Here is a 21352-nt window from a genome sequence, read left to right on the forward strand (position 1 = left end):
GTTGAGCTTATGTGACAGCCGCCCGTTGTTACAAAAATATGACATTTCCATGACATGACCTAGTTTTTGCTGCTCGGGACCGGGAGCCGAACTGTTACCGTCGTGCCAGAGCCGATTTCGCTGACAATGTCGAGGCGACCACGGTGACGCTCCACAATATGTTTGACGATGGCCAGGCCGAGACCGGTTCCGCCTGAAGCGCGGCTGCGGCCGGGGTCAGTGCGATAAAATCGCCGGGTGAGATGGGGGATGTGTTCTTCTGGAATGCCATCGCCTTCATCTTTGACTTCCAGCATGGCCTCACCATTCACGGTTTCGGAAAGGGTCACCTTCACGGGGCCATCGGCCGCTCCGTATTTTAGGCCATTATCGACCAGGTTGCGGACAACCTGCTCTAACTGCCGTTCATCACCCTGGATGGTAAAATCTTGCCGGATATCAAATTCCAGACGGTCCAGCCGTTTCGGGCCGGCACCATCGCGTCCGGCAGTTCTAACCAGCGCTTCCAACTGGAGCATATCATCAGGCTGCTCATGCTTTTCTGCGACGACGCGGGACAGTGACATGAGATCACTCACCAAACTTTGCATCCGCTGCGCCTCGCCGTGGATGGTGTCCAAGAACTTTGCCCGTGTGGCTGCTGGAACATCTGGGTCTTCCTGCAGTGTCTCGACATAGCCGATCACGGAGGCGAGGGGGGTGCGTAATTCGTGGCTGGCATTGGCGACAAAGTCGGTGTGCGCGCGCGTGATATCTGCCTCGTTTGTTTGATTGATTAACTCAATCACGGACAAATCATTTTTCAATACCTGCCGGTTGAGGCGCCAAATATCCTTACGGCGTACCAGCCCTACAATGCTGGCGATGCCGCTCTTTTTCGAATCCAGCAGTTTGATCGCTTTAGGCTGACGAAAAACCATCCGGATATCCTGGCCCACGATATGGCTGCCGAGCAGTTTTCTGGCGCTGCGGTTGGCGACAGATATCTTGCCTTTTTCGGTCATGACGACCGGCGTGCCTGAATATTCGAGCAGCGGCTTCATATTAGTGCTGCTGAAAGCTTCTTCCTGAGGCAGATCTCGTGGTGGAGGCGGGCGAGAACTGGCAAGAATCAGGGTGCCGACCCACAATATGAGAATCGCTACTGCAAGAAAGATATCGGTGCCAAGGACCAACAGGCCGATGAACGAAAGCAAGGCCAGCAGAATGCCGGGCCAAGGCAGATTGGAGTCGCTTCCGTCCATAGATTGGCCATAGCGACGCAGACTCATCGCTACCAGCCTGAACTTGCTTCAGGGCACAATCCGGATGGTTTAGAAGAAGTGGTGACCCCTACGGGAATCGAACCCGTGTTTCAGCCGTGAAAGGGCCGCGTCCTAACCGCTAGACGAAGGGGCCAAATCGGGTCCTGGAAAGAACCTGAATTGAAAATGCCATCGTTGGTGACCCCTACGGGAATCGAACCCGTGTTTCAGCCGTGAAAGGGCCGCGTCCTAACCGCTAGACGAAGGGGCCAAAACGATGGCGTGGCGGGCCAATTAGGGCCGCCTTGGTTCTGCGTCAAGCCTAGGCTGGCCAAACCGTCACTTTTGACGATTATTCTTGGTCAATTGTCATCCCTTTATGGCTCAATCTGCCCAAGCGGCGTCTTCCAAATGCAGTTCTGCCGCAGGCCGGCTGCCCCAATCATCGATTTTAGCCCGTCCTGCGAGCCATAATTTACGGCCCTTTGCGGCGTGCAGGATGGCCTGCCCCATGTCGGTTTCCGCGGCGCGAAAGGCGATAGCTTTTAACGAACCGCCATCTTGCCCGCCAACAATCACGCGCAAATGGTCCGTGCCAACAATGTCGGCTTTGATCAGGTGAACCGGACCAACGGCAACTTTCGGGCCAGGCCAACCGATGCCATAGGGACCACCTTCCTCCAGAGTTTCCACGAGACTGGGGTGCAAGCCGCGCGGAGCCACCGCAAGGTCCAGCTTGAGTGTCTGGGAGGCCTGAGCACGCGATACGGCAATCGATAGTCTGTCATCGAGCTTGTCGGCGAAAGCATCGAGCATATCCGCTTTGATAGTAAGGCCGGCCGCCATCGCGTGCCCGCCACCAGCGACCAGCAAGCCTTCTTCACGCGCTGCAATGATGGCAGCGCCAAGGTCTACTCCTGATATGGACCGACCCGATCCTTTGCCTTCGCCGGTTTCTCTATCCAATGCGATTACAATGCTTGGCTTGCCGGTTTTTTCTTTGATACGGCCGGCTACGATCCCGATAACTCCGGGGTGCCAACCTTCGCCGGAAACGACCACGACTGCGCGATTGTGCTGACTTGCGATTTGCGCTTCCGCCGCCTCTTGGACTTCTGCCTCAATAGCGCGGCGCTCTTCATTGAGCTGCGAAAGTTGTGCCGCGATCATATGGGCCTCGTCGGGATCTTCGGTTGTGAGCAAGCGGACCCCAAGCGTCGACTCACCAACCCTGCCACCTGCGTTGATTCGGGGGCCAAGTGCAAAGCCCAGATCACTGCAAACCGGTGCGCGTTTTAGCCTGCTGGCATCAATGAGTGCAGCCATGCCAGTATTCCGGCGTTGGCTCATAACTTTCAGTCCTTGCGCAACGAACGCACGGTTGAGGCCGTGTAACGCAGCCACGTCAGCCACTGTGCCCAGCGCGACAAGGTCAAGCAGCGACATCAGGTCGGGTTCTTTGCGATCTGCAAAATGGCCAGAGTTTCTAAGCGTACGGGTAATCGCGATCGCCAATAGAAAGGCGACGCCAACCGCAGCCAGGTGGCCAAACGAAGCGGCTTCGTTGGTTTCATCCAAGCGGTTGGGATTGACCATCGCGGCCGTTTTGGGAAGCTCTGTCGCGCATTTGTGATGATCGACCACAATCACATCAACACCAGCTTCCCGGGCCATCCTCAGCGCCTCATAGGCCATGGCCCCGCAATCGACCGTTACAATTAGGCTAGAGCCGGTTTGGGCGAGTTTAACCAAAGCTTCTCCGCTGGGGCCATACCCTTCCAGCAGCCGGTCAGGGATATAATAGTCCGCGTCGCAGCCAATCATTCGCAGCAGCCGGATCAGCAGCGCAGCGCTGGTTGCCCCATCGACGTCATAGTCACCATAGACTGTGATTTTTTCGCCGGCCAAAACGGCCTGAACAATCCGTTCTGCTGCATTGTCCATATCGTTGAATATAGACGGATCAGGCAGGAAACCACGCAGCGTAGGGGTTTTATGCCGTTCGACATCATCGGGGGAAACGCCGCGAGAGAGAATTAGCTGGGTCAAAATGTCATTGCTAAGACTACCAACCTCTGCCGCGGACTGCCCAAGTTCCATATTGCCGCCGCGCCAGCTCCACTCCTTCCCAGAAAGAGATTGCGTCACGCCGAAAACGGGGGGCAGCGAAGTATCGGAAGCAGATGCCATGGCTCTATGCCTACAGCAGCAGCGCGTAACCGGCAAAGAGGTTATGTTTGACAATCGACAGTTACGCCGCATGGTCAACGGATGGCTGTTACTCCGTCACTACTGATTATTTGGCACAGCCGCACCGGTGCGAGCGAGCAGATGGCGTTGGCGGCGAGCAAGGGTGCTGGCGGGCAAGCCATTATAAAAAATGCATCTGACGTAACTGCCGACGACATATTGACCGCTGGTGCCTATCTATTTGTGTGTCCAGAAAACTTGGGGTCGCTCAGCGGGCTGATGAAGGATATGTTCGATAGGACATATTACCCAGCCTTGGGCCGCATCGAGGGAAGGGCGTATGCTACCCTGATTGCCGCTGGATCGGACGGGCACGGTGCAACACGGCAAATAGATCGGATTGTCACGGGTTGGCGTCTGAAGCGATGTGCTGACCCGGTGATTATCAATTGTGATGCTCAGGATCCCGCAGCCATCCTTGCTTCCAAATCAGTAGGCACTAAGCAGCTAGAAATATGTCGGAATCTAGGGCTTGGGATGCAAGAGGGATTGGCGTTGGGTATTTATTGAGTAAAACATCCAGATCGGACCATTCGCAGGGCCTAGGACTCGACGAATGTAACAATTGACGGCATTGTTTTAGCTTATTGTGATAAGGGGTTAGTGTCATCTGCAACGCTGGTTCGGCTGAAATACGATTACTATTTCCTGCGGGGCAAGTTCCGTCAGTAAGTGACGTGCTGGATGCAGTTGCCAGAGCGGCAATACTCTCAGGGGTAGCCCCTCAGGGCGCGAACACTATTTCGGATGTTCTGGTTGAGTTGAACTGCAACGGGGCAACGTTCGACCTAAGAAATGCCGGTATGCTTTTGCATCCCTGGCCCGTCCGTAATCCCGCATCGATGGTCAATGAAAGGTGCGACAGCGACCCATCTCCCGCAGAAACGCTTTCAATCGTGCCTAGCGGCCATATCAAAAGTGCTCAGACGAGCCTTCCGATTGTTAAAACGTGGTGGCTCGCCGCCGCACAGCTGGCGGCACAGCTTGGTAATTGTGCGGGTGTGATTTGGGGGCCTAGTGCCGAGCGAATCTCGGTCAAAGATTTTGAGGAGCAGTCAGATAAATGGAATAATAAAGGGACCTTTCCGTCGTCGGGATTGGTTCGATTTATTGATGATTTGGATGAAGGGCTGAGGACAAACGGGCTGAGTTTCTTCACCAAGCAAGAGCTGCGGATCGAACCGGAGCTTGTGGATGATCGGGACTTTGCCGAGCGACTGGGATTCCGCTTGGTACAAACGCTTATCCACCGCGAGACGCTCAATGCCGTAGAAGAATTTATCGGGCCTGATGGCAGCAAGCTGAAGCTTGTGCCTTCGCAAAATGGCAAATTTGTAAGGGTATGGCGGGGTTAACCGCCACACCTGAAAATCACCCTAGTTTTTCGAGCAAATCGTTCTTTGCTGCGATATATTCCGCCTCAATACGATCGACACGATCTGCAACGCTTTCGACAGCCGTCACAGTCCCGACACCTTGGCCAGAGCCCCAAATATCTTTCCAGGCCTTGGCTTTGCTGTTGCCGCCTGATCCAAAGTTCATCTTGCTGGGGTCGCTGGTCGGTAGGTTCTCTGGGTCAAGCCCGGCCTTTTCGATTGACCCGCGCAGATAATTGCCGTGCACGCCTGTAAACAGGTTGGTGTAAACGATGTCACCGGCGCTGCTATCTACGATTTCTTGCTTATACGCTTCATCCGCATTCGCTTCTTTGGTGGCGATCCAAGCGGAGCCGATATAGCCGAAATCTGCGCCCATTGCCTGAGCGGCTAGTACGGAGCGGCCATGTGCAATAGAACCAGAAAGCGCGACAAGACCGTCAAACCATGTGCGGATTTCTTGCATCAGCGCAAACGGTGATTGTGTGCCCGCGTGCCCGCCGGCGCCAGCAGCGACAGGAATTAATCCGTCTGCGCCTTTCTCAATGGCTTTACGGGCGAAGCGATCGTTGATCACGTCATGCAGCGAGATACCGCCCCACTTGGTCACGGCAGAGAACACTTCTTCGCGGGCACCAAGAGATGTGATCACCATTGGCACCTGCCACTTTGCGCATACCTCCATATCCTCATCCAAACGGTCATTGCTACGATGAACGATCTGGTTGACTGCATAGGGGGCAGCGGGGCGATCAGGATTGTCCCGGTTATGAGCGGCGAGTTCTTCAGTAATTTGATGGAGCCACTCGTCCAGAACGCCAGAGGGGCGAGCGTTCAAGGCTGGGAATGACCCGATAATACCGGCCTTACACTGGGCGATCACCAATTCAGGGCCTGACACAATAAACAGAGGTGAACCGATTATTGGCAATCTCAGGCGGTCGAAAGGTGCGGGAAGGGCCATAGAGTTTTTCCGTTCTTACTGTTCAGCTGTACGAGCGACATGGGTGTAACGCTCGATTATTGAGGTTCTAAGTGATGGGAAGGGAAAGAGTTCCCGGCGGCGCAGGTTTCAGCCCAACAAATGCTCGATGTCGTATGACCGAGCGGCATTGCCAGAATATAGCGCAGTCTTTTCATCATCGGAGTAATCCGCCGTGATCCGTTTAAAAGCATTCCACAATACCGGATATGTCGCACCCCAACGATCGACGGGATAGTTGCTTTCAAACATTGCGCGTTTCGTGCCAAATGCTGAAATACAATGATCAATATATGGCTGCCACATTGTCGCTAGCTCGCTCGAATTTGCACCCTTTGCCGGGCCATCTTCCGGCATACCGCAGAACGCCATCGCCAATCCGCCCAGCTTGACGGACACATTCTCACACTCCGCCAAGGTGGTGATTGAGCCTCTCCACCGGTCAAAATTCTCCGGCAGAGTGCCCTGATACGAAGCGATGTTGAGCGGCGTACCGCAATGATCGAGAATGATCTTCTGATCGGGATAGGCTTTAGCCAGAGCAAGGACATCGGCCAATTGCGGTTCCAGAACCCAAGCATCGAAACTCAGCCCACGCTTTGCAAATTCAGCAAACCCATCACGGAATGCGTCGCTGTTATATAACCCTTCCGGCGCGTGAAATGGCGGGCCCAAGACAGTCAGATCAGCATCCCAAGCGCCTTGGTGGCGAATGCCTTTGAACCTACCATTTCCGGCGGCTGACAAGGCATCTAGAACTGCTCCAACCTGGCTGCCGAGGGTCAGGTCTGCATGCCCGATGATGGCGGCACATGCTTGCAATGGCCCATAAAGCCCACTGGCACTTTGCGCGGCGACACCGTTTACAAATTCTACTTCGCCAACGGGCTTCATCGCTTCGCTGGCCGCAGCATTGTAGAACGCGCCGCATTCCATAAAGACGGTGCCAATTACATTGTGCCCGCTTGATATGTCGGCATGCAATTGATCGAAGGTGTAGTGAGCCGCCCCGGCGATTGCAGCAATGAAATCATGCTGCGGTTCAGGGAACATCGGTACCATTGCCCGCAAATCCCACAAATGGTGATGCGGGTCGATGATCGGCAGGTCAGGCTCAAGTATCGTTTCGGTTGTGCTGGCGGTCATTTTGGTCATCTCTCCCTGAGCAAGCCGCTGTTACGGTCTTGATGGCCCTATGTCTGACACATTTCACCCAAAGTCCAAGCCGCAATTAAGGCGCAGCCGAAAAATCACCGGATGTTCGCCGCAACCAAGTGGCCAATATACGCGCTTATCCTATCGCCGAATTCGCGGCGCTTAGCACGGCCCGTATACTGGCTGTCGCAACATCTTCATCTATGCCGCAACCCCAGATGGTCTGACCATCTTTGCCGCGGCACTCAAGATAGGCAGCGGCCCGTGCATCACGCCCTGAACCCAGCGCATGTTCAGTGTAGTCTTTTATTTCCAAGTGGAGGCCGAAGGTTTGTTCGATTGTCGCAAGGACGGAAGAAATCAAACCGTTGCCGCGCCCGCTTACGCTTTGTTCCACCCCCTGAACGGCAATGGTGCCGGCAAAAATACGCGTGCCATCGGTTCCGCGGCTTTCCTCATAATCGATAAGCTGGAAGTGTTTATCCGGTGTTTGAACGTGATAGGCTGACTGGAACGCGCTCCAAATGTCGGCAGCATCCAGTTCGCGGCCCAGATCATCTGCCAAATGCTGTACGTGCTTGGAGAAATTCGCCTGCATCGCCTTAGGTAGTTTAAGCCCTTGATGCTGTTCAAGTACCCAAGCAAAACCACCTTTACCGCTTTGCGAGTTGACGCGAATAACGGCTTCATAATCACGCCCGAGATCGGCGGGATCAATCGGCAAATACGGGACCCGCCACTTTTCATCGTTCTGCGTATCGTGCGCCGCAAAACCTTTCTTAATCGCATCCTGATGGCTGCCGGAGAACGCTGTGAAGACCAGCTCTCCGCCATATGGATGCCGCTCATGCACCGGAATCTGGTTGCAGAATTCAACAGTTTCAATGACCCGGTCAATATCCGAAAAGTCGAGGCCAGGATCAACACCCTGAGTGTACATATTGAGCGCTACCGTAACGAGGCAGCAATTGCCGGTGCGCTCGCCATTACCAAACAAGCAGCCTTCGACACGGTCGGCGCCTGCCATCAACCCCAGTTCGGCTGCGGCCACTCCGGTGCCCCTATCATTATGGGTATGCAGGCTGATGATCGCAGCATCGCGGTTCGGCAGGTTACGGCAAAAATACTCGATTTGATCAGCGTAGATATTGGGCGTTGCCGCTTCGACGGTCGCTGGCAGATTGAGAATAATAGGCTTTTCTGGCGTTGGTTGGAGGATCTCCATTACAGCTTCGCAAACCGCGATGCTGAAATCGAGTTCTGCGGTTGAGAAGGTTTCAGGGCTGTATTGGAAGTGCCAATCTGTTTCCGGCCGTTTGGCGGCTTCTTCCCGCATGATACGTGCACCATCGCGCGCAATCTGTAGCACTTCTTCCTTGCTCATCCGGAATACAATGTCGCGCCACGCCGGGCTAACCGCGTTGTACAAGTGCACTGTTGCCGACTTTGCACCATCAAGACTTTCAAACGATGTGCGGATCAGGTCTTCGCGCGATTGTGTGAGGACTTGCAGAGTAACGTCATCTGGCACCCTGCCGGAACGCACCAAACCCTGGATAAAGTCAAACTCGGTTGCGCCCGCGCTGGGAAACCCAACCTCGATTTCCTTCACCCCGATTTCCACCAGTAGATCGAAAAATCGGTTTTTCTTTACCGCATCCATGGGATCGATAATTGATTGATTGCCGTCGCGCAGATCAGTTGAAAGCCATCGGGGCGCGGTTTTTATCGTCTGACTGGGCCATTGCCGGTTGGGCAAATCTACTTGTGGGAAGGCAGTATATTTTTGCGAAGGTTTATTGAGCATGGTGATCAAACTCGAACTACGATTTTAAGAAATTGGCGGTTTATCCCCTGGACGCTCAGCGCACCGGATGAGGCGCGCAGTTCGTTACGCCCAAGGGCGCGTAAGTCGTAGTAGTAGGTGCTTCGCCATAATCATTGGCTGACCTATGCGGTGTGGTTGCGGCCTTGTAAAGGCAAAGTAAGGTGAGCACCCGAAGAAATATAATGTCGCGCGAGAAGGAAACCAAATGGCTGAAGAAACGCACACGATTGAGGCGCTATATCAAACAATGGGTCTCGTCCGGATTGTCGAGATGGATCAAAGCGGGAAAGCCGTTTTGGAATATCAAGCAAAACCCGAGCAGTGTCATTCTGGCGGTGTAGTCCAAGGCGGCTTTGTGACCGGTTGGATAGATGCTGCGATGGCCCATGCTGCCATCGCACTTAAGGGTACTGATGTGGTCCCGATGTCGCTCGAATTGAAAATCAGCTTTTTCGCGCCCGCCCGACCGGGCTTGGTCATCGTCGAAGGATGGGTGGAAAAAGATGGTCGCCGGACCGGTTTCTTTGAAGGTCGTTTGAAAGATAGTGAAGGGACCGTGCTGGCCAAAGGGACAAGCACGATCCTGTTTGCCAACCGGGCAAAGATCGAAAATGCCTCAAAGGCTGCAGGAAAATAGGAAACGGCGTAGGCACCCTATGCAGTGCTCTATCGTGTAAGCCGGACTCATTAATTTTGATGGCCATGTAACGTATCGTCTGATTGGCGCGAATAACTGATCGTGAGGAGCAATGAAAATGCTCCAAGTTAAATCGATTAGGAAGTTCACCATGAAGACATCGCATATTATTTTGGCTGCATTTGCAGTAATTACTCCGATGACATTGTCATTGGCTCCAGTAGAAGCAGTGGCCAAGCCAGTATATGTTGGTATCGAAGGCGAGAATATCGCAGTTGGCGGATATGACACTGTCAGCTATTTTCGCGGTAACGGTGTCCCTGAAGTAGGTTCATCGGAATTTCAGGCCGAGCATGATGGTGCGGTATATCACTTCGCCAACGCCGAAAATTTGGCCGCATTCCAAGACAATCCAGCCATGTTTTTACCCCAATATGGCGGCCATTGCGCTTGGGCAATGTCCCGCGGATCGCTCGCGCCTGGCGATCCGACGGTCTACAAAATCGTCGATGGGAAGCTCTATCTGAACTTCAACAAGCAAGTTCAAAAGACATGGCTAACAGACATCGCGGGCTTCATCACAAAAGCCGATGCGCAATGGTTGACGATCCCTGATGACGCCAAATTCGGCAACTGATCCACCAGAATTACCCCACTACACTTACCTTTTCTCCAACCCAAGACCCAAGGAATTACTTATGAAAAAGACAAATATCGCAGCTATGCTTATGGTCGCTGGCGGACTCTCCGTGGTCGCTACCCCCGCTGTAGCCGACGTCCCATGTGGCCCCTCAAACTTCGGCGGTTCGTCAAGTTACGAAAACCGTGAGTCTAGCGAAGAACGCGCTGCCAAACGGGAAGCGCGTAAGCAAGCGAAAGCGGAACGCAAAGCGGCAAAAGCTGCGGCAAAAGCTAGGGCTGCTAACCCCTGTGCAGCTAACCCCTGTGCAGCGAACCCCTGTGCTGCGAACCCTTGCGCGGCCAACCCCTGTGCAGCTAACCCCTGTGCAGCAAACCCATGTGCAGCAAACCCATGTGCAGCAAGCCCATGTGCAGCAAGCCCATGTGCAGCAAACCCTTGTGCGGCCAATCCTTGCGCTGCAACGCCCCAATAAAGGCTTAATCCTATACGACCGGTGCATTTCTTGAACCTCCCCAACAAGAGCCGCACCGGTCGTTCAGTGGACTGATTATCGATGGAACGAACAACCGCCAGATCTCTCTTCATAGAAAGTACGCAACAAATGTTCGCTGATGCGCGTCCACTTATGCAGCGGGTCATAGGCGATCAGGCCGGTGAGGCGGAAAGCTGGATTCATTATCCAGTATCAGATGTGGTCAACGGCAAGCTTTCTGCGCGATGGTTTTACCACTGCCATGCACCAGAGGAACGCGGCCCCGGCGAACATGGCCATTTTCATCTATTTGTCGGAAAGTCGGCTTTGCCGGATATTGTCGACGCTTTGATGGAGCCACCGCCCAGCGACGCCAAGCGAGCAGACGTGGTGCATGTCGCGGCGTTATCTATTGATTATCAGGGGCTCCCAACGGGATGGTTTAGCACCAACCGGTGGGTGACAGACGAATTTCTCTATCCGGCGGAAGATGTGATTGCTCTGCTTCCAGACCTGGATTTCAGAGGGCCACAAGGTGATCCGTTGGTCAATGATTGGCTGACCGCGATAGTTGCCCTGCAGGTGGATGATATTTCAAAAATACTGCGCGAACGCGACCGGCACATCACCGCAAATGGCGTTGAACCAGAAGATAGGGGCGCAGAGATACTATCCTCTACGCCCCTAAATCTGGAAACCTTGCTCGATTGAACAGTTGGCTTAGTTCTTGTCTTTATCGACCAGTTTATTGGCGGAAATCCACGGCATCATCGCACGCAGTTCTGCACCTGTTTTTTCAATCGGGTGCGCTTCAGCAGCTTTACGCGAAGCTTTCAGTTCCGGCTGACCCGCGCGGTTATCCAGAACGAAGTCTTTTACGAAGCGACCCGCTTGGATATCTTCAAGTACGCGCTTCATTTCGGCCTTGGTTTCCGAAGTGATGATGCGCGGACCGGTTTTAATATCGCCGTATTCAGCCGTGTTGCTGATCGAATAGCGCATATTGGCAATGCCGCCTTCATAAAGCAGATCAACGATCAGCTTGGTTTCATGCAGACATTCGAAATAGGCCATTTCAGGCGCGTATCCGGCTTCTACCAGTGTTTCAAAACCCGCTTGGATCAAATGTGTGATCCCGCCGCACAGAACGGCTTGCTCACCGAACAGATCGGTTTCGCATTCTTCTTTGAAATTGGTCTCGATGATGCCTGACCGGCCGCCGCCCATCGCGCTGGCATAGGACAAGGCAAGAGACTTAGCATAACCATTACCGCCGCTGCTGGTGCCTTCCTGATGCACTGCGATCAAGCAAGGGACACCGCCGCCGCGCTGATATTCGCTGCGGACCGTATGGCCCGGACCTTTTGGTGCAATCATGATCACGTCGATGTCTGCAGGTGGTTCGATCAATCCGAAATGCACGTTCAGCCCGTGGGCAAAGGCGAGGGCAGCGCCCGGCTTCATTTTACCAGCCATATCGTCAGCCCAAATCGCAGCCTGATGCTCGTCCGGTGCCAAAACCATTACCAGATCAGCCCATTCTGCTGCTTCGGTATTGCTCATGACTTTGAAGCCAGCGGCCTCGGCTTTTTGACGGGTTGCGGACCCTTCACGCAATGCCACGGCCACTTCAGCCACGCCGCTATCGCGCAAATTCTGCGCGTGGGCATGACCTTGGCTACCATAACCAAGGATCGCCACTTTCTTGCTCTTGATCAGATCAAGGTCGGCATCGGAATCGTAATAGACTTTCATTATTTCCCTTTCTTATGAAGCCAGGCCTTAAGTGCTCTGTGCCCCACGCATCAATCCTACGATCCCCGTCCGGCCAACTTCGACCAATCCCAGCTCGCGCATGAGAATGATGAAGTTGTCGATTTTATCCGGAGATCCTGTGAGTTCAAAAATAAAGCTCGATTTGGTCGAATCGACCACTTGAGCGCGAAAAATCTCGGCTGTTCGCAGTGCTTCCACACGCGAGTCGCCAACACCGGCAACTTTGATCAGGGCCAGCTCTCGTTCGACATGCGCGCCTGCCTCTGTCAGATCGACGACTCTGTGAACCGGAACCAACCGTTCCAATTGCGCCTGGATTTGATCAATCACCGCTGGCGGACCGTTGGTTACAATCGTGATCCGGCTGATCGCATGATCTTCCGCGATGTCTGCCACGGTAAGGCTGTCAATATTGTAACCGCGCGCGGTAAACAGCCCCGCGATTTTGGCGAGAATCCCGGCTTCATTATCTACCGTTACTGCCAAAACGTGGCGTTCAGATGTGGCTTTCGTGATTTGCATGATCGCGTCCCTTACACCAAGGCCTTTGCTTCATCGTCCATCGTGCCAGCAACTTGATCACCATATAACAGCATATCAGTATGCGCCGCACCGCTTGGGATCATCGGATAGCAATTGGCATCTTTCGACACTTGGCAATCGACGATTACCGGCCCGTCATGTGCCATCATCGCCTCGATACCTGCATCAAGCTCGCTTTCGTTGTGAATACGAATGCCCTTCCAGCCATAAGCCTCGGCCAGGGCAACAAAGTCCGGCAGGCTATCTGAATAGCTGTTGGAATACCGGCTTTCATAAGTCAGTTCCTGCCATTGGCGAACCATGCCCATATATTCGTTGTTCAAAATGAACACTTTCACCGGCAAGCGGTACTGACTGGCGGTGCCCAGTTCCTGAATGTTCATTTGGATCGATGCTTCACCAGCAATGTCGATCACCAGATCATCCGGATTGCCAAGCTGTGCGCCAATGGCTGCAGGCAGCCCGTAGCCCATCGTGCCCAAGCCGCCGCTGGTCAGCCACTTGTTCGGATCGAAGAAATGGAAATATTGCGCGGCCCACATCTGATGTTGGCCGACCTCTGTCGTGATGATCGGATTGCGCTTTCGCGTTAACTCAAACAATCGCTCGACCGCTTTTTGCGGCATGATCTCGCTGTCGCTGTCAGGGTAGGCGAGGCTTTTACGCGCACGCCAGCCATCAATCCGTGCTTTCCATTCGGTTAGATCATTGGCCGGCTTACTGCCCCAGGCATCAATCAGCTGGCGCAGCACAGTACCGCAATCACCGATGATCGGCAGGTCAACCGGTACAGTTTTGTTGATAGAGGCCCGGTCAATATCGATGTGAATTTTCTTGGAATCTGGTGAGAACGCGTCAAGGCGGCCAGTGACCCGATCATCGAAACGTGCACCTACACAGATCATCAGATCACAGCGGTTCATCGCCATGTTGGCTTCGTACGTCCCGTGCATCCCCAGCATACCCAGCCAGTCATCATGCTGGGCAGGGAAGGCGCCAAGCCCCATCAAAGTTGATGTAACAGGAGCGCCGGTTAAGCTTTGCAATTCCCGCAGCAGGGCTGTCGCTTCCGGACCGGAATTAATCACACCGCCGCCCGTGTACAATATTGGCCGCTCTGCCTTTTCAAGCAGCGCGATCGCTTGCTGGATAGCGTCAGCTTTACCTTCCGTGCGCGGGCGGTACCGCTTGGTCGAGGGGAGTTCTTCGGGGGAATTATCCCATTCAGCCAACGCAATTTGCACGTCTTTGGGAATGTCGATCAGGACAGGGCCGGGCCGACCAGTTGTGGCAATCCGAAACGCCTCAGCGATGGTGGCTTGCAGCTCTGACGGGTCTTTGACAAGGTAGTTGTGCTTCGTACAATGCCGTGTGATCCCGATCGTGTCGGCTTCTTGGAATGCGTCGGTACCGATGAGCGCCGTCGGAACTTGGCCCGTGATGACAACCAACGGAATGGAATCCAGATAAGCGTCTGCAATGCCGGTAACAGCATTGGTTGCACCGGGCCCAGATGTGACAAGCACTACGCCCGGCTTGCCAGTCGAGCGGGCATAACCTTCTGCGGCGTGGGCGGCACCCGCCTCGTGCCGAACAAGAATGTGGCGAATGCGCGGATTGTCGAACAGTTCGTCATAAATTGGCAGAACGGCACCGCCAGGATAGCCGAAGATAAATTCGACCTCCTGTTGAACCAAACTATCAACCAAAATGGATGCGCCGCTGCGCTCCTGCTGTGTCACTGTCGTTTCCTATTATCTGCCAATGAACCGGCTCTGCAAATCCGCATGGCGGAGTCTGCATAATGCCGGGTCGCTTTACGTAACAATTAACTCTCGTCAAGCATTAGTTTTGAAATATTAATTCAAAATGAGCATTCAAATCAAAATTTTCAGGTTGTGCGCGATGCCACCAATCAGGTGGTTGATTGCGAAACCATGTGTATTGCCGCTTTGCATATTGCCTCGTCGACATCTGTCCACGTGCAATCATTTCATCGCGCGATACTTCACCTTTCAACCAGCCTATGATCTCACGCACCCCGATCGCTCTCATGACAGGTAATTCAGGGTTGAGATTGCGGGCTGCAAGTGCCTCGGCTTCCTCCACAGCACCATTATCCAGCATCCACTCAAAACGTGCGTCACATCGATTATAAAGTGCCTCACGCTCTGGGACCAGCACAAGCGGATGGAGCTGGATCTTGTCTCCAATCCCTCCCTCGTGCTTTCCATGCCATTGCCACATTGGTTTTCCGGTGGATCGCATGACTTCCAGCGCGCGAGCTGTGCGGGTGGTATCTGCTGGCGCCAACCGGCCAGCGGCTTCCGGATCTTCGGTTTCCAAGGCTTGCCGGGCAGCGCTTTGTTCCATTGCGCGGATTTCTGCTCGGATATCTGGATCAATTGCGGGGATGGGGGAGATACCATCCAGCAATGTCCGCATATACAGGCCGGTGCCGCCAACAAGAATGGGCATGGTTCCAATCCGGTGCATATCGGCGATTGTTTGCTTCGCTGCATTTGCCCAATCGGCGGTTGAGCATGCGGCAGCGCCATCCCATTCACCGAACAGATGATGCGGAATACTCTTCATTTCGGCCGGTGTGGGGCGTGCGCTTAGCGTTGAGAGATCACTATAAACCTGGGCGCTGTCGCAATTGATGATTGCCGCATTGCGCCCTCGCTTTGCGAACGCCAAAGCCAACCGCACCGCAATATCGGTCTTGCCGCTGGCCGTTGGCCCTGCAATGAGCGCGAGCGGCGGCTTGCCATTGGAATCAGGAGAACTGTTTGTGCTCATCGCTCGGCTAATAGCAGACGTTGACGAAGTGAAAACGCGTTATCGTGCAGTATCGGAAGAGCTTGCTCTCGCCGGGATCAAGGCTGGGCGCTTAGGGTTCCTGGAGCTGGGCGAGAAGGTCGCGCAAATTTCGGCTGAAGGCGCCGACCGGGTTGCTTTTCGTGAGATCTTGGAGCGCCATTTTGCAGCGCCTGTCGGAATGATCGCGGATCATGAAATCGATCTGCCCAACCTGTTCATATCCGACATGGATTCCACCATGATTGAACAAGAATGTATCGACGAATTGGCCGATTTTGCTGGGTTGAAGGAGAAAGTCTCCGCCATCACCGAGCGCGCGATGCAAGGGGAACTGGACTTTGAAGATGCGCTGAAGGAGCGAGTCTCACTGCTCAAAGGATTGCCGGAAACGGCCATCAGTGAGTGTTTAGAACAGCGCATAAGCCCTATGCCAGGAGCCAGAATGTTGGTGCAGACTCTGAAGAGTAAAGGGTGCCAGACCGTGCTCGTTACAGGCGGCTTCCACCATTTTGCCGATCCCGTGGCTGAGCAGCTGGGCTTCGAACACGTGGTCGGTAATCGCTTGGCAGTGGCTGGCGGTAAATTGACGGGTGAAGTTGAAGGGCCGATTGTGGACAGCTCGACCAAATTGGCGGTTCTGCGCGAGGAGCAGGCGAAAATTTCCGATTGCACCGTTCTGGCCAGCGGAGATGGAGCCAATGACATTCCGATGCTTGAAGCAGCTAATTATGGCATAGCGTACAAAGCCAAACCCAAAGCGAGAGCGGCTGCATCAGGCTGGATAGACGAGGGCAGCCTGACATCAGTTCTGGAGCTTTTGGGCATCCCGGAAAGCGATTGGGTCCAGTAATTAGCCCAGTAATTAGCCAAGTAATCAGAGCCAGCTAGATATTTGCGTAAGCGGTTTCTTTCGCAGGGCATGGGTCGGAACCGTCGCATCCTTCGCTGGATGACCAACCACGATGATCATCACCGGCTTTTCCTCTGGTGGGCGGCCACAAATATCGCGAAGAAAACCCATCGGGGAAGGGGTGTGTGTTAAAGTCGCCAACCCAGCTTCATGCAGCGTGGTGATCAGCATTCCGCACGCCAACCCAACGCTTTCATTGACATAATAATTTTGGGTTTTGCCGTCTTCTTCAATCCCGCCCTTACGTTGGGCGAACACCACGATCAGCCATGGTGCGGTTTCCAAGAATGGTTTTTGCTCGTCAGTTCCAAGAGGATCGAGAGCGCCAAGCCATTCGTCGCTGGCTTTGGCTTTGCCCGTGTCTGCTCCGTAGAATTCGCGCTCCTCGTCCTCAGCGGCAGTTCTGATGGATTTCTTGATGTCCGGCGAGGAGACCACAGCAAAGTGCCATGGCTGATGATTGGCACCGTTCGGCGCGCTGCCGCCTGCCAAAATAGCCGCTTCAATGATTTCCTTGGGGACAGCTGCGTCGGAGAAGTACCGACATGACCGTCTGGAAGACAAGCTCTCCCGAAATGCCTGTGCGCGGCGAATTCGCTCTGCGTCATCGATTGTGGGAAGGCTGTACGGGACGGAGTCGTGCTGTTTCATGTTTGGGATATCGGGTATTTCACCGTGCGATGGAAGGCCCTTTACCAAACCTTATTGACATCAATGTAAGTAGTGTGCAGAAAGAGGTTCAAGGAGCAATGATAATGTCTGCGATTGACCTGCCACTGAAACACCCAAAACGGGAACTTACTGGTTTCCAGCCGATCAAGGCGATCCAGCATTTCCGTCAATTGGTGGCCGATAAAGAAGACACCGAGCAGGTTTTTCACATTATCGAGGCGTTTAAGGGTCGTAAAAGCGCCAAACAGGCGGCGGATTTTGTACAATCGTCGGAAGGCCGTGCATTGCTGGTGGCTGATCGTGATTTGCCATCCATGCTCGACAATCATGACAATTGGGCAGGGGCCGCTGATGACAGTCTGGCTCAGCACTATGTTCGGTTCATGCGGCGCGAGGGGCTAACGGCAGCGGGTCTGGTCGAAGAGTCCTATAAATGGCAATCCAAGGAAGAGCGCCTAAACGACCTGTATGAATGGTATTTTGATCGGCTGCGCGACACGCATGATCTGTTCCATGTCCTTTCAGGATATGGCCGGGATGCGCTTGGCGAATTGTGCCTGTTAGGGTTCAGTTACGCCCAAAACCATAATCGCGGGGTCCAATTCATCGCTTATGCCGGTGCCCGTCAACTTAAGAAGGATTCGCGAACTTCCGCACCAGTGTTTGCCGCTGTCCGCGAAGGCCAACGTCTTGGTGCTGCTGCCGCGAAATTGGCGCATCAGGATGTTGAAAAACTCATGCAATTACCGCTGGAGGAGGCACGCGAGATGCTGGGCATTGGCAAGCCCGAGCTATATCGGGAATGCTTGCGCACTTTCGAAGCGGAAGGGCTATCAGTGCAAGACCCCGGTAACATTCCACTGGAACAGCCGGAATGTTGCGCTGCCTGACGTAGCTCCGTCCTGATCATCAATCTCGCGCTGAGCCGCTCTGCCTACAAGCGGCGACGACTTATTAGTCTTCCATCCAATCTTTGAAGAAGCTTTCATTGGCTTTGCTCAGTTCCTGCACGGGAATATCCAGTACGACGGCATCTTCATCGTCTTTCCACGTGAACCTGTCGCCGCCAGTGAAGCCTATCCAGTCAGCACTGATTCCTGCTTCGCTGCATTCCGCCTGGAATGCTTCCCATTCGTCACGCTCTGTAATCGGCAGGCAGATGATGTAGCGGCTTTGATCTTCGCCGAACATATCCAGAATACTATCGCCAAGCGTGTGGACATTGGCACCAATCCCGCCCGCCATCGCCATTTCGGCAATCGCAACTGCGGCTCCGCCATCGGATATGTCATGCACAGTATTGCACCGATAAGATGTTATGAGATCGCGCACGAACTCACCAACTTTGCGTTCCGTCGCAAGATCAACCGGTGGAGGCGCGCCATCTTCAAGCCCGCGTATTTCCCGAAGCCAAGTTGACTGGCCGAGATGCGATCCGATTGCCCCGATGCTACCTTCCGCGCGCATTGCTGCGAGATCCGGCTCTCCGGCCTTGGCATTCCAGAGCGCGTCGCCATTATCGGTAAAGCCACCAAGGACGATGATAGCTTGCCCTTCGTCTTTAAAGGCGATGGTTGCCATCACATCGTGATCATCCATCAAGCCAACCCCGCCAATTGCAGGGGTGGGAAAGATTGCGCTGCCACCGCCAGTGGCCTTGCTCTCATTATATAGAGACACGTTGCCGCTCACGATTGGGAAATCGAGCGAACGACAGGCCTCACCCATGCCATCAAGGCAGCCAACAAATTGGGCCATAATTTCCGGCCGCTGGGGATTGCCAAAGTTCAGGCAGTTTGTGACCGATAGAGGCGTTGCACCAACCGCGCAGAGATTGCGGTATGCCTCAGCAACAGCGTGCTTGCCGCCTTCATAAGGGTCAGCGTAACAATAGCGCGGATTGCAATCGGTGCTTATCGCCAGCGCTTTTTCAGTACCATGAACCCGCACAACAGAGGCATCACCGCCTGATTTTTGGAGCGTGTCTGCGCCAACTTGGCTGTCATACTGTTCCCAGATCCAACGGCGAGAAGCGAGGGCTGGTGTGCCCAGCAAATGCAGCAATTCGGCCCCCAAATCTTGGCTCGCCTCAACTTTGTCGACAGATGATATGCCAGCCCACGCCTTATATTCGTCTTTGGAAATATAGGGGCGTTCATATTCAGGGGCATCTGACGCAAGCGGACCAAGCGGGATGTCGCAAACCACGTCGCCATCAAATTCCAGCACCATGTGACGGGTATCGGTGACTTCACCAATGACGGCGAAATCCAATTCCCACTTCTTGAAAATCTCTGCGGCCATTGCCTCCTTACCAGGCTTCAAGACCATCAGCATCCGCTCTTGGCTTTCGCTCAGCATCATTTCGTAAGGGGTCATACCCTCTTCACGGCAGGGGACTTTGTTCATGTCGAGCCGGATGCCGGTTTTGCCATTCGTAGCCATTTCGACACTTGAGGATGTCAGGCCAGCTGCACCCATGTCTTGGATGGCAACAATCGCATCGGTCGCCATCAGCTCCAGGCAGGCCTCGATCAGCAGTTTTTCAACGAAGGGATCGCCGACTTGAACTGTTGGGCGTTTTTCCTCGATATCATCACCGAAATCAGCGCTGGCCATGGTTGCGCCATGGATACCGTCACGCCCGGTTTTCGAACCGACATAGACGATAGGGTTGCCGATGCCAGTTGCCGCACTGTAGAAAATCTTATCCTGTTCAGCGACACCAACGGTCATCGCATTCACGAGGATATTGCCATCATAGGCTGGGTGGAAATTGGTTTCGCCGCCGACTGTGGGGACGCCTACGCAGTTTCCATATCCGCCAATGCCCGCAACGACCCCTTTGACGAGATGCTTCATCTTGGGGTGTTCTGGTGAGCCGAACCGTAGCGCGTTCATATTGGCTACCGGGCGCGCACCCATGGTGAACACATCGCGCAGAATTCCGCCAACCCCTGTCGCAGCACCTTGATAAGGCTCGATATAGGACGGATGGTTGTGACTCTCCATTTTGAAAATGGCAGCTTGGCCATCACCAATATCGATAACACCGGCATTCTCGCCCGGGCCGCAAATTACCCAAGGTGCCTCGGTCGGCAGCTTCTTGAGATGAAAGCGAGAAGATTTGTAGGAGCAATGCTCTGACCACATGACAGAGAAGATACCCAGCTCGACCATGTTTGGTTCGCGGCCAAGCGATTTGAGCACCTGCTCATATTCTTCAGGGCTGAAGCCGTGGGATTCGACGACTTCGGGAGTGATTTGCTCAGATGATTCAGCCATGGAGAGCGTTTAGCGCCGAGGTCCGCCGCCTGCTAGCCCCCGATCATCTATGTGACGCCTACTTGTCCCCACCCAAGATGCAATCCACGCCGCAATTCCGAACGAAGCGAGTGCTGTGAGGTATAGGGCAAGGCCAGCTTCGGTTGGTTCCGGGCCAAACCAGTTGATAGCTTGAACCAGCAGCAGGAAGCCCAACAGGATCCAAGGCGGCAATAGTGGCCCCTTGGATTTGCTCACATACCACAGGAAAGCGGCCAAGGTTATCCCCAATTCTAAGCTAATGGCGATCGCTGGATGGTTCCAAAGTCCCATTCCATAACGGGTTTCACCGCCAGCCATCGTCAAATCTGGGCGGTGAACCAGCAAATCTACAAACCAATGGGACAGAACGACGGCCCCGCCGATCAGCGCGGTGACCAGTTCACGTTTCAGGAGCAGCAACACGGCAACAAACCCCAACGCCCAAACAGCGCTGCCCAGCAGACTGTGGGTATAAGGCATATGATATAGATCGAGGGGGTTCATGGCAGTTGCTCCGGGCTCGATCCGCATACGCTCCAGGCCTACTGTAGCGAATAGAAAGAATCCCCAATCGACCAATTGTGCAGCGATGAACAATGTCCCCAATTTTGGTGACCGCTTAGAAACCGCAGCCGCGGCGAAAGCCGGTGCCCAATGGCCGATGAACATTCGATATACCCCTGCTTTTTTGCCCCTGTGGCCGAGTATCCTTGACCCAGCCATCCGTGAGCGTCA

At 54.1% G+C, this 21352-nt stretch carries 19 protein-coding genes and 2 tRNA genes; 7 read left to right on the plus strand and 14 right to left on the minus strand.

The genetic code is table 11. The annotated features are described in order from the left end of the window. Positions 1–59: 59 nt before the first annotated feature. The 4 genes from HKD42_RS04390 to recJ all read right to left on the minus strand — a co-directional run bounded on the left by HKD42_RS04390 (position 60) and on the right by recJ (position 3434). Positions 60–1271 carry an ATP-binding protein gene (locus tag HKD42_RS04390; protein ID WP_246236732.1) on the minus strand — a complete coding sequence of 404 codons (1212 nt, stop codon included), beginning with the start codon at positions 1269–1271 and terminating at the stop codon, positions 60–62. 52 nt (positions 1272–1323) lie between these two features. After that, positions 1324–1398, minus strand: a tRNA-Glu gene (locus HKD42_RS04395). Positions 1399–1440: 42 nt separating this feature from the next. Next, a tRNA-Glu gene (locus tag HKD42_RS04400) sits at positions 1441–1515 on the minus strand. A gap of 113 nt (positions 1516–1628) precedes the next feature. Further along, positions 1629–3434 carry a single-stranded-DNA-specific exonuclease RecJ gene (gene recJ, locus HKD42_RS04405; protein ID WP_170010654.1) on the minus strand — a complete coding sequence of 602 codons (1806 nt, stop codon included), beginning with the start codon at positions 3432–3434 and terminating at the stop codon, positions 1629–1631. 81 nt (positions 3435–3515) lie between these two features. Between recJ and HKD42_RS04410 the strand changes: the two genes are divergently transcribed. Further along, a complete protein-coding gene (locus HKD42_RS04410; protein ID WP_170010655.1) occupies positions 3516–4004 on the plus strand; it encodes a flavodoxin family protein in 489 nt (162 codons plus the stop codon). A gap of 293 nt (positions 4005–4297) precedes the next feature. Further along, positions 4298–4849, plus strand: coding sequence for a hypothetical protein (locus tag HKD42_RS04415; protein ID WP_170010657.1), 552 nt, complete (start codon positions 4298–4300; stop codon positions 4847–4849). Between the two features lie 16 nt (positions 4850–4865). Here HKD42_RS04415 and HKD42_RS04420 read toward each other — a convergent pair whose 3' ends face one another. From HKD42_RS04420 to leuA, 3 genes are all read right to left on the minus strand, one after another. Further along, positions 4866–5834 carry an NAD(P)H-dependent flavin oxidoreductase gene (locus HKD42_RS04420; RefSeq protein ID WP_170010659.1) on the minus strand — a complete coding sequence of 323 codons (969 nt, stop codon included), beginning with the start codon at positions 5832–5834 and terminating at the stop codon, positions 4866–4868. A 108-nt stretch (positions 5835–5942) separates the two neighbouring features. Then, on the minus strand, positions 5943–6998 hold the full coding sequence (locus tag HKD42_RS04425) for an amidohydrolase family protein (protein WP_170010661.1): 1056 nt from the start codon (positions 6996–6998) through the stop codon (positions 5943–5945). Between the two features lie 145 nt (positions 6999–7143). Then, a complete protein-coding gene (gene leuA / locus HKD42_RS04430; protein ID WP_170012105.1) occupies positions 7144–8820 on the minus strand; it encodes a 2-isopropylmalate synthase in 1677 nt (558 codons plus the stop codon). Positions 8821–9040: 220 nt separating this feature from the next. Between leuA and HKD42_RS04435 the strand changes: the two genes are divergently transcribed. The 3 genes from HKD42_RS04435 (at position 9041) to HKD42_RS04445 (ending at position 11298) form a co-directional block, all read left to right on the plus strand. After that, positions 9041–9472 (plus strand): PaaI family thioesterase, encoded by a 432-nt coding sequence (locus HKD42_RS04435; RefSeq protein ID WP_170010663.1) that lies wholly within the window; start codon positions 9041–9043, stop codon positions 9470–9472. A gap of 118 nt (positions 9473–9590) precedes the next feature. Further along, positions 9591–10109, plus strand: a complete 519-nt coding sequence (locus HKD42_RS04440) for a YHS domain-containing (seleno)protein (RefSeq protein WP_211483491.1) — start codon at positions 9591–9593, stop codon at positions 10107–10109. A gap of 559 nt (positions 10110–10668) precedes the next feature. Next, complete coding sequence (locus HKD42_RS04445; RefSeq protein WP_425500361.1) at positions 10669–11298, plus strand: DUF6969 family protein; 630 nt, start codon at positions 10669–10671, stop codon at positions 11296–11298. A gap of 9 nt (positions 11299–11307) precedes the next feature. Here the strand turns inward: HKD42_RS04445 and ilvC are convergent, their stop codons facing one another. The 4 genes from ilvC to miaA form a co-directional block, all read right to left on the minus strand. Further along, complete coding sequence (gene ilvC / locus HKD42_RS04450) at positions 11308–12342, minus strand: ketol-acid reductoisomerase (protein ID WP_170010667.1); 1035 nt, start codon at positions 12340–12342, stop codon at positions 11308–11310. A gap of 27 nt (positions 12343–12369) precedes the next feature. Further along, positions 12370–12885 carry an acetolactate synthase small subunit gene (gene ilvN, locus HKD42_RS04455; RefSeq protein WP_170010669.1) on the minus strand — a complete coding sequence of 172 codons (516 nt, stop codon included), beginning with the start codon at positions 12883–12885 and terminating at the stop codon, positions 12370–12372. Positions 12886–12896: 11 nt separating this feature from the next. After that, on the minus strand, positions 12897–14648 hold the full coding sequence (ilvB, locus tag HKD42_RS04460; RefSeq protein ID WP_170010671.1) for a biosynthetic-type acetolactate synthase large subunit: 1752 nt from the start codon (positions 14646–14648) through the stop codon (positions 12897–12899). A 103-nt stretch (positions 14649–14751) separates the two neighbouring features. After that, positions 14752–15708, minus strand: a complete 957-nt coding sequence (gene miaA / locus HKD42_RS04465; RefSeq protein ID WP_170010673.1) for a tRNA (adenosine(37)-N6)-dimethylallyltransferase MiaA — start codon at positions 15706–15708, stop codon at positions 14752–14754. On the opposite strand from miaA, the gene serB reads away from it, so the two are divergent. Continuing rightward, positions 15701–16579 (plus strand): phosphoserine phosphatase SerB, encoded by an 879-nt coding sequence (serB, locus tag HKD42_RS04470; RefSeq protein WP_343042179.1) that lies wholly within the window; start codon positions 15701–15703, stop codon positions 16577–16579. The genes miaA and serB overlap by 8 nt on opposite strands. A gap of 24 nt (positions 16580–16603) precedes the next feature. Here the strand turns inward: serB and HKD42_RS04475 are convergent, their stop codons facing one another. Next, positions 16604–17290, minus strand: coding sequence for a nitroreductase family protein (locus HKD42_RS04475; protein ID WP_170010677.1), 687 nt, complete (start codon positions 17288–17290; stop codon positions 16604–16606). Between the two features lie 104 nt (positions 17291–17394). On the opposite strand from HKD42_RS04475, the gene HKD42_RS04480 reads away from it, so the two are divergent. Further along, a complete protein-coding gene (locus tag HKD42_RS04480) occupies positions 17395–18201 on the plus strand; it encodes a Coq4 family protein (protein WP_170010679.1) in 807 nt (268 codons plus the stop codon). 64 nt (positions 18202–18265) lie between these two features. Here HKD42_RS04480 and purL read toward each other — a convergent pair whose 3' ends face one another. Both purL and HKD42_RS04490 read right to left on the minus strand, forming a co-directional pair. Beyond that, complete coding sequence (gene purL, locus HKD42_RS04485; RefSeq protein WP_170010681.1) at positions 18266–20596, minus strand: phosphoribosylformylglycinamidine synthase subunit PurL; 2331 nt, start codon at positions 20594–20596, stop codon at positions 18266–18268. Positions 20597–20605: 9 nt separating this feature from the next. Next, positions 20606–21286, minus strand: coding sequence for a hypothetical protein (locus HKD42_RS04490; protein WP_170010683.1), 681 nt, complete (start codon positions 21284–21286; stop codon positions 20606–20608). Between the last annotated feature and the right edge of the window lie 66 nt (positions 21287–21352).

The organism is Pontixanthobacter rizhaonensis (assembly GCF_012972675.1).
In the GTDB taxonomy this organism is placed as follows: Bacteria; Pseudomonadota; Alphaproteobacteria; order Sphingomonadales; family Sphingomonadaceae; genus Pontixanthobacter; species Pontixanthobacter rizhaonensis.

What these genes read in the sequence shown, in the direction of transcription:
- HKD42_RS04390 (WP_246236732.1), bottom strand. Translation starts at nt 1,271, where the DNA reads ATGAGTCTGCGTCGCTATGGCCAATCTATGGACGGAAGCGACTCCAAT.
- recJ (WP_170010654.1), bottom strand. Translation starts at nt 3,434, where the DNA reads ATGGCATCTGCTTCCGATACTTCGCTGCCCCCCGTTTTCGGCGTGACG.
- HKD42_RS04410 (WP_170010655.1), top strand. Translation starts at nt 3,516, where the DNA reads ATGGCTGTTACTCCGTCACTACTGATTATTTGGCACAGCCGCACCGGT.
- HKD42_RS04415 (WP_170010657.1), top strand. Translation starts at nt 4,298, where the DNA reads ATGCTTTTGCATCCCTGGCCCGTCCGTAATCCCGCATCGATGGTCAAT.
- HKD42_RS04420 (WP_170010659.1), bottom strand. Translation starts at nt 5,834, where the DNA reads ATGGCCCTTCCCGCACCTTTCGACCGCCTGAGATTGCCAATAATCGGT.
- HKD42_RS04425 (WP_170010661.1), bottom strand. Translation starts at nt 6,998, where the DNA reads ATGACCGCCAGCACAACCGAAACGATACTTGAGCCTGACCTGCCGATC.
- HKD42_RS04435 (WP_170010663.1), top strand. Translation starts at nt 9,041, where the DNA reads ATGGCTGAAGAAACGCACACGATTGAGGCGCTATATCAAACAATGGGT.
- HKD42_RS04440 (WP_211483491.1), top strand. Translation starts at nt 9,591, where the DNA reads ATGCTCCAAGTTAAATCGATTAGGAAGTTCACCATGAAGACATCGCAT.
- HKD42_RS04445 (WP_425500361.1), top strand. Translation starts at nt 10,669, where the DNA reads ATGGAACGAACAACCGCCAGATCTCTCTTCATAGAAAGTACGCAACAA.
- ilvC (WP_170010667.1), bottom strand. Translation starts at nt 12,342, where the DNA reads ATGAAAGTCTATTACGATTCCGATGCCGACCTTGATCTGATCAAGAGC.
- ilvN (WP_170010669.1), bottom strand. Translation starts at nt 12,885, where the DNA reads ATGCAAATCACGAAAGCCACATCTGAACGCCACGTTTTGGCAGTAACG.
- miaA (WP_170010673.1), bottom strand. Translation starts at nt 15,708, where the DNA reads ATGAGCACAAACAGTTCTCCTGATTCCAATGGCAAGCCGCCGCTCGCG.
- HKD42_RS04475 (WP_170010677.1), bottom strand. Translation starts at nt 17,290, where the DNA reads ATGAAACAGCACGACTCCGTCCCGTACAGCCTTCCCACAATCGATGAC.
- HKD42_RS04480 (WP_170010679.1), top strand. Translation starts at nt 17,395, where the DNA reads ATGTCTGCGATTGACCTGCCACTGAAACACCCAAAACGGGAACTTACT.
- purL (WP_170010681.1), bottom strand. Translation starts at nt 20,596, where the DNA reads ATGGCTGAATCATCTGAGCAAATCACTCCCGAAGTCGTCGAATCCCAC.
- HKD42_RS04490 (WP_170010683.1), bottom strand. Translation starts at nt 21,286, where the DNA reads ATGTTCATCGGCCATTGGGCACCGGCTTTCGCCGCGGCTGCGGTTTCT.